The organism is Cellulomonas bogoriensis 69B4 = DSM 16987, from assembly GCF_000767165.1.
Taxonomy (GTDB): domain Bacteria; phylum Actinomycetota; class Actinomycetes; order Actinomycetales; family Cellulomonadaceae; genus Actinotalea; species Actinotalea bogoriensis.
Genome location: NZ_AXCZ01000137.1, coordinates 1 through 7,512, shown reverse-complemented (window position 1 = coordinate 7,512; position 7,512 = coordinate 1). Strand labels below are relative to the sequence as shown.

At 71.6% G+C, this 7,512-nt stretch carries 9 protein-coding genes; 8 read left to right on the top strand and 1 reads right to left on the bottom strand.

Annotated elements, in window-relative coordinates; translation table 11 throughout:
* From N869_RS11335 to pstB, 6 genes are all read left to right on the top strand, one after another.
* The coding region (locus tag N869_RS11335) for a sensor histidine kinase (RefSeq protein WP_084136995.1) at positions 1-1,024 on the top strand (1,024 nt) is incomplete at its 5' end.
* Positions 1,021-1,719 (top strand): response regulator transcription factor, encoded by a 699-nt coding sequence (locus N869_RS11330; protein WP_035061717.1) that lies wholly within the window; start codon positions 1,021-1,023, stop codon positions 1,717-1,719. The genes N869_RS11335 and N869_RS11330, both read left to right, overlap by 4 nt.
* A 178-nt stretch (positions 1,720-1,897) precedes the next feature.
* Entirely contained in the window at positions 1,898-2,977 is a 1,080-nt protein-coding gene (locus N869_RS11325; protein ID WP_232229708.1) for a phosphate ABC transporter substrate-binding protein PstS, read from the top strand.
* Between the two features lie 71 nt (positions 2,978-3,048).
* On the top strand, positions 3,049-4,047 hold the full coding sequence (pstC, locus tag N869_RS11320; protein ID WP_035061715.1) for a phosphate ABC transporter permease subunit PstC: 999 nt from the start codon (positions 3,049-3,051) through the stop codon (positions 4,045-4,047).
* A gap of 1 nt (position 4,048) precedes the next feature.
* Positions 4,049-4,996: a phosphate ABC transporter permease PstA gene (pstA, locus tag N869_RS11315; RefSeq protein WP_035061712.1), complete on the top strand. Its 948-nt coding sequence runs from the start codon at positions 4,049-4,051 to the stop codon at positions 4,994-4,996.
* 14 nt (positions 4,997-5,010) lie between these two features.
* Positions 5,011-5,790, top strand: a complete 780-nt coding sequence (gene pstB, locus N869_RS11310) for a phosphate ABC transporter ATP-binding protein PstB (RefSeq protein WP_035061709.1) — start codon at positions 5,011-5,013, stop codon at positions 5,788-5,790.
* Between the two features lie 78 nt (positions 5,791-5,868).
* Here pstB and N869_RS11305 read toward each other — a convergent pair whose 3' ends face one another.
* Positions 5,869-6,525, bottom strand: a complete 657-nt coding sequence (locus N869_RS11305) for a hypothetical protein (protein ID WP_052105455.1) — start codon at positions 6,523-6,525, stop codon at positions 5,869-5,871.
* Positions 6,526-6,745: 220 nt separating this feature from the next.
* Here N869_RS11305 and N869_RS11300 point away from each other — a divergent pair, with 220 nt between their 5' ends.
* A complete protein-coding gene (locus tag N869_RS11300; RefSeq protein ID WP_035061706.1) occupies positions 6,746-7,228 on the top strand; it encodes a CarD family transcriptional regulator in 483 nt (160 codons plus the stop codon).
* An 8-nt stretch (positions 7,229-7,236) separates the two neighbouring features.
* The coding region (locus N869_RS11295) for a 2-C-methyl-D-erythritol 4-phosphate cytidylyltransferase (RefSeq protein WP_232229707.1) at positions 7,237-7,512 on the top strand (276 nt) is incomplete at its 3' end.

Below are 7,512 nucleotides of genomic sequence, written 5' to 3'. Positions count from 1 at the left end.
GTTGCGGTCGGCGACGGTCGTGGTGGGGCTGCCGGGCCGCAAGGTCGTGCGGGCGGGAGCGGACGCGCGCAACATCGGGCTCGTCCGCGGTGAGCGCCTGGCCCATCCCGTCCTGGAGGACATGGTCGCCGCTGCCGCGGCCGAGGACCGCCCGCACGACGCCGAGCTCGAGCTGCGGCGCGGGCCGGTGGGCAGCGGCACCGTGGTGCTGCAGGTGCGGGTCGTGCCGCTGGGCCACTGGCACGTGCTCGTCCTGGCCGAGGACCGCACCGAGGCCCAACGGGTGGAGGAGATCCGCAGGGACTTCGTGGTGAACGTGTCCCACGAGCTGAAGACTCCGGTCGGTGCGCTGTCGTTGCTGGCCGAGACCGTGGAGGACGCCGCGGAGGACCCCGAGGCGGTCCGTCGGTTCGCCGGACGCATCCGGACCGAGTCCCAGAGGCTGTCGGCGCTGGTCCACGAGATCATCGAGCTGTCCCGGCTGCAGGTGGCCGACCCGTTGCAGGACGCGGCCCCGGTGCGGGTCACCGACGTGGTGCGGGAGGCCGTGGACCGGGCCCAGACCGCGGCGCACCGCAAGCAGATCACCCTCGAGGCGGGCCCGGACCTGGATGCCACCGTCCTGGGCAACCGGGACCTGCTGGTCACGGCGGTGCGCAACCTGCTGGACAACGCGGTCGCCTACTCCGACAAGGGGACGCGGGTCGCGGTGGGAACCACCCTGCGCCCCGAGGAGGGCCTGGTCGAGGTCGCGGTGGTCGACCAGGGCATCGGGATCCCGGTGGAGGTCCAGTCCCGGTTGTTCGAGCGGTTCTTCCGGGTGGACCCGGCCCGCTCCCGCGACACCGGTGGCACGGGTCTGGGGCTGAGCATCGTCAAGCACGTGGCCGCCGACCACGGCGGCGAGGTGACCGTGTGGTCCCGTCCGGGACACGGTTCCACCTTCACCATCCGGCTTCCGCTGGCGCCCGAGGCGACCGGCGGTGCACCGACGAGAGAAGAAGCGAGGAAGTCATCACGATGACGCGCATCCTGGTGGTCGAGGACGAGGAGTCCTACCGCGACCCGCTGTCGTACCTGCTGCGCAAGGAGGGGTACGACGTGGCGGAGGCGGCTACCGGCCCCGACGCCCTGACCGAGTACGACCAGGGCGGGGCCGACCTGGTGCTGCTGGACCTGATGCTGCCGGGCATGAGCGGCACGGAGGTGTGCCGTGAGCTGCGTCGCCGGGGTGACGTGCCGGTGATCATGCTGACGGCCAAGGACGGCGAGATCGACAAGGTCGTGGGCCTGGAGCTGGGGGCGGACGACTACGTCACCAAGCCGTACTCCTCCCGTGAGCTCATCGCGCGGGTGCGGGCGGTGCTGCGTCGCCGGGGTGAGGCCGCCCAGCGTGAGGCGGACGACGGTGTGATCGAGGTCGGTGGCCTGCGGGTGGACGTCGACCGGCACGTGGTCGAGGTTGACGGCGTGGTCACGGCGTTCCCGCTCAAGGAGTTCGAGCTGCTCGAGCTCCTCATGCGCAACGCGGGCCGGGTGCTGACCCGTGGTCAGCTCATCGACCGGGTGTGGGGGTCGGACTACGTGGGCGACACCAAGACCCTGGACGTGCACGTCAAACGCATCCGGGCGAAGGTGGAGCCCGACCCGTCGTCCCCGTCCCGGGTCCTGACGGTGCGCGGACTGGGCTACAAGCTGGAGGACCCGGAGGACCGCTGAGCAGCGCTGCCGCAGACTTTCATCCTGCGTTCACCTCGTGTTCACCTGGTGAATTGCTGGTGGCGCCCAGGGCCCTACTCTGGTGAACGGCCGCGGACCGGACGCGGACTGACGACCCGGAGGGGACCAGGTGCGCGAGGCGCGGGCACGGCGTGGCACGACTGCGCTGACAGGTGTCGTGGCGGCCTCCCTGCTCCTGGGGGCCTGCGGGTCGGACGACCCCTTGGGTGACCCGCGGCGCCCGGGCGGTCCTCTGGAGGTGGACCTCGGGGGGATCGTCAGCGAGGACCTCCAGGGCCAGATCGCCGGCGCGGGCGCCACGTCGCAGGAGGCTGCGATGAACGCCTGGATCGCGGGGTTCCAGGGCCTGAACGCGCGCGCGTCGGTCGCCTACGACCCCGTGGGCTCGGGCGGCGGGCGCACCCAGTTCATCGAGGGTGGGGTGGCGTTCGCGGGGACGGACGCACCGCTGGACGCCGACGAGCTCGAGGCCGCGGCCGAGCGGTGCGGCGGCCAGGTCGCCGAGCTGCCGTTGTACATCTCGCCGATCGCCGTGGTGTTCAACGTGCCGGGGGTCGAGAACCTGGCGATGTCGGCGTCGACGATCGCCCGGGTGTTCGACACCCGGATCACCCGCTGGGACGACCCGGAGATCGCGGCCGAGAACCCCGGTGTGGACCTGCCTGACATGGCGATCACCCCGGTGCACCGGTCCGACGAGTCGGGCACCACCGAGAACTTCGTGGAGTACCTCCACGAGGCCGCGGGGGAGGACTGGCCGCACGACCCGACGGGGGTGTGGCCGTTGTCCGGGGCGCAGTCGGCCCAGGGCAACTCCGGGGTGGTGCAGACGGTGATGGACGGCACCGGGACGATCGGCTACTCCGACGCCTCCCGCGTGGGCACCCTGGGCACCGTGTCGGTGCTGGTCGGCGGTGAGCCGGTGGCGTACTCGCCCGAGGCGGCCGCCGCCGTCGTGGACGCCTCGCCCCTGGTCGAGGACCGGCCCGAGGGCAGCCTGGTGGTCGAGCTCCAGCGGGACACCACCGAGGCCGGTGTGTACCCCATCGTGCTGATCTCCTACTCGTTGGCGTGCGCGGTGTACCGCGACCCGCAGAACGCCGAGATGGTCCGCGCGTTCCTCACCTACGTCGCCAGCGAGCACGGCCAGCAGACGGCCGCCACCGCCGCCGGCGCCGCCCCCCTGGGCGACGCCCTGCGGGCCCAGGTGATGGAGGTCGTCGAGTCGATCACCTGAGCCGACCCGCACCGACCACCACAGACCCGGCCCGGCCACGGCCCGGGTGACGCCACACCCAGGAGCACGATGTGAGCACCTCCGAGCAACGGACGGCCGACGCACCCGCGTCGGCGCGGGCAGGCCTCGGCGCGGGACGACCCGGCCGGGACGTGGCCGGCCGCGCGTTCGCGGTGCTGGCGACCGGCGCCGGTGCGCTGATCCTGCTCACGCTGGCGGCGGTCGCGGTGTTCCTCGTGATCCGGGCGTGGCCGGCGATGACCACCCCCGCGGACGAGCTCGCGGACGCGATCAGCTGGATCCCCGAGGGGACCACGCTGCTGCAGTACATCGGCCCCCTGGTGTTCGGCACCCTGCTGGCAGCGCTGCTGGCCTTGGCGATGGCGGTGCCGGTCGCGATCGGAATCGCGCTGTTCATCTCCCACTACGCACCCCGCCGACTGGCCTCCGGCCTCGGTTACGTCGTCGACCTGCTCGCGGCGATCCCGTCGGTCATCTACGGCCTGTGGGGCGGGCTGTGGCTCGCGCCCCGGCTGGAGCCGGCGTGGCACTGGCTGGCCGACAACCTCGGGTTCATCCCGTTGTTCGCGGGCCCGGCCAGCACCCCGCCCCGGGTCCTGATGACGGTGGGCGTGGTGCTGGCGGTGATGATCCTGCCGATCATCACCGCGGTGTCCCGCGAGGTGTTCCTGCAGACGCCGCGCCTGCACGAGGAGGCGGCCCTGGCCCTGGGCGCCACGCGCTGGGAGATGATCCGCATGGCGGTCCTGCCGTTCGGCCGGTCCGGCGTGATCAGCGCCGCGATGCTGGGCCTCGGGCGCGCGCTGGGCGAGACCATGGCCGTCCTGATGATCCTGTCGCCCGGCTTCAGCTACTCGTTCGCGCTGCTGCAGGCCGGTGAGCACCAGACGATCGCGGCGAACATCGCCAACCAGTTCGCCGAGGCGAACCCGCTGGGTGTGAGCGCGCTGATCGCGACCGGCCTGGCGCTGTTCGTCATCACCCTGGTCGTGAACATGGCCGCGCGGTGGGTCGTCGCCCGCCGCAAGGAATTCTCGGGAGCGAACTGACATGGCGACCGACCGCACCGCCGTGCGTCCCTCGACCCGCGACCTGCTGACCCGGGCCGACCCCAGGCGCCGTCTGACCGACCGGCTCATGACGGTGGTGATCTCCAGCGCGTTCCTCGTCGCGCTGATCCCGCTGGTCTCGGTCGTGTGGACCGTGGTCGCCAACGGCATGGACCGCATGAGCCCGTACTTCCTGACGGTCTCGATGCGCGGGGTGTTCGGCGGGCTGGATGCCGGCGGCATCTACCACGCGATCGTCGGCACCCTGCTGATCACGGGCTTCGCCGCGTTGATCTCGGTGCCCATCGGGGTCCTGACGGCCGTGTACCTGGTGGAGTACGGGCGCGGCCCCCTGGCGCGGGCGGTGACGTTCTTCGTCGACGTCATGACCGGCATCCCCTCGATCGTCGCCGGGTTGTTCGCCTACTCCCTGTTCGCGCTGATCCTCGGTCCCGGCGTGCGTCTGGGGGCCGTCGGGTCGGTCGCGCTGTCGGTGCTCATGATCCCGGTCGTGGTGCGCTCCTGCGAGGAGATGCTGCGACTGGTGCCCAACGAGCTGCGCGAGGCCTCCTACGCCCTGGGCGTGCCCAAGTGGCTCACCATCATCAAGGTGGTCCTGCGGACCTCCATCGCGGGCATCGTCACCGGTGTGATGCTGGCGGTGGCGCGCGTGATCGGTGAGACCGCCCCGCTCCTGATCGTGGCCGGGGTGGTCGACTCCATCAACACGAACCTGTTCGAGGGCCGGATGATGACCCTGCCGGTCTACGTCTTCCGGCAGTACTCCCAGGGTCTGGTGCCGTGCGCGCCGGACGCCGTGGACTGCATCGCCACCATCAACTTCGACCGCGCCTGGGGCGCCGCGCTCGCGCTCATCGCGATCGTCATGCTCCTGAACCTCGCGGCACGACTCATCGCCAAGTACTTCGCCCCCAAGGCCGGGCACTGAGAGGTAGACGCACCGTGGCACAGCGCATCGACATCAAGGACCTGAACGTCTACTACGGCTCGTTCCTGGCCGTCGCGGATGTCTCGATGGCCATCGAGCCCAGGTCGGTGACCGCGTTCATCGGCCCGTCGGGCTGCGGCAAGTCCACCTTGCTGCGGACCCTGAACCGCATGCACGAGGTCGTGCCCGGTGGTCGGGTCGAGGGCACCGTGGCGATGGACGGGGTCGACCTGTACGGCCCGGACGTGGATGCGGTGGCCGTCCGGCGGCAGATCGGCATGGTGTTCCAGCGGCCGAACCCGTTCCCCACCATGTCGATCGCTGAGAACGTCCTGGCCGGGGTGCGCCTGAACAACCGCCGGATCTCCAAGCAGGACGCCGCGGACCTGGTCGAGAGGTCGTTGCAGGGCGCGAACCTGTGGAACGAGGTCAAGGACCGGTTGAACCGGCCCGGCTCCTCGCTGTCGGGTGGTCAGCAGCAGCGTCTGTGCATCGCGCGCGCGATCGCGGTCAAGCCCCAGATCCTGCTGATGGACGAGCCCGCGTCGGCCCTGGACCCGATTTCGACCCTCGCGATCGAGGACCTGATCGCCGAGCTGCGCAGCGACTACACGATCGTGATCGTCACGCACAACATGCAGCAGGCGGCCCGGGTGAGCGACCGCACGGCGTTCTTCAACATCGCCGGCACCGGCAAGCCGGGCAGGCTCATCGAGATGGACGACACCCGCACCATCTTCTCCACGCCGTCGGTCCAGGCGACGGAGGACTACATCTCCGGCCGGTTCGGCTGAGCCCGGCCGTCCGGCCCGGCTGAGGGCGCCGACCGACCCGGCCCAGGGCCGGGTGTCGTGCCGGTTCGGTCGTCCCCGTCAGTCGTCGGTGGCGGGGGTGTCCCCGTCCTCGACGTCCACACCGCGGTCGTCGCCGTCGGTGTCCCCGGGCGTCCCGACGGCGGGCTCCGGGTCCTCGCCCCCGTCGGCGTCCTCACCGCCGGGGGTCTCGGCCTCCGGCACGTCGGCGTCCGGGACCAGCGCCGTGTACTCGGGGAACGTCCCGTCGAGCACCGGCACCAGCACGGTGGTGGATCCCGCGCTACCGGTGGTGAAGCGGATTTCGATGTTGGTACCGGGCGCCACCGGCATCTGCGTGACGTCCAGGGTGTCCTCGCGGTTCGGACCGATCAGGACGGTCTGGCCGGCGGCGAGGTCGAAGGACTCCTCGGCGGCGCCGCCGACGTTCACCGTCACGCTGTGCGCCTCGGAACCGGGGTTGGACAGCGCGCCGATCAGCGTGCCGGGCGCGCCCTCGGCCTCGGTGAGGACGATGAGGTTGGTGGCGCGCAGCCCGTCGAACGCGGCGCGCACGCCGTCGGACCCGTCGTACTCGGCGGCCGTGGAGATCGGGTTGGTCACCGAGCAGGCTCCGAGCCCGAGGGCGAGGGCGGCGGCGACCGGGCCGGCGAGCAGCCTGCGGGCGGCTCGTGCGCGGGCGTCGGTGGTGCTGGGTGCGGTCGTCCGGCTGGCCACGTGGAGCTCCTGGGTCGCGTCGAGGAGGGCGGTGCTGTGCTGGTGCGTCGCGGCCGCGGGCAGGCACCCACCCAGGCCGCTCGGACGGGCGCCAGCCTAGTGGGTCCACAGACATGCGGTGACCTGGGGGCGGCTGACCAGGGCAAACGGTGACGGGCGACCTCGGGGCGCGCGGGGCTGCCGTGGTAAGGTGGTCCTCCGCGAAAGGGGACTCCTCCACATGACCTTCACCGTAGGCGAGACCGTTGTCTACCCGCATCACGGGGCAGCGCTGATCGAGGAGATCAAGACCAGGACCATCCGGGGTGAGGACAAGACGTACCTCAAGCTCAAGGTGGCCCAGGGTGACCTGACCATCGAGGTCCCGGCCGAGAACGTCGACCTGGTGGGCGTCCGCGACGTCGTCGGGGCCGAGGGCCTGGAGAAGGTCTTCGACGTGCTGCGTGCGCCGTACACCGAAGAGCCGACCAACTGGTCGCGCCGCTACAAGGCGAACCTCGAGAAGCTCGCCTCCGGCGACGTCATCAAGGTGGCCGAGGTCGTCCGCGACCTGTCCCGCCGTGACGCCGACCGCGGGCTGTCCGCCGGCGAGAAGCGCATGCTGGCCAAGGCCCGCCAGATCCTCGTCTCCGAGCTCGCGCTGGCCGAGCACACCGAGGAGGAGAAGGCCGAGGCCATCCTCGACGAGGTGCTGGCCTCCTGACGCAGGTGGTGCGCGGGGCCCGGCCTCCGCTGGTCGCGGTCCTGACCGCCGCGGGCAGCGGCAGCAGGCTCGGCATGGACGTGCCGAAGGCCCTCGTGGAGCTCGGCGGCGTCCCCCTGGTGGGTCGGGCGGCAGCGGCACTGGCCGCCACCGGCGAGCTGGAGCGCCTCGTGGTCACCGCACCGGCGGCTGCCCTGGACCAGGTGACCACCGCGGTCCGGGACGCCACGCGCACCCACGCGGTGCAGGTGGCCGTCGTCGAGGGCGGTGCGAGCCGGCAGGCG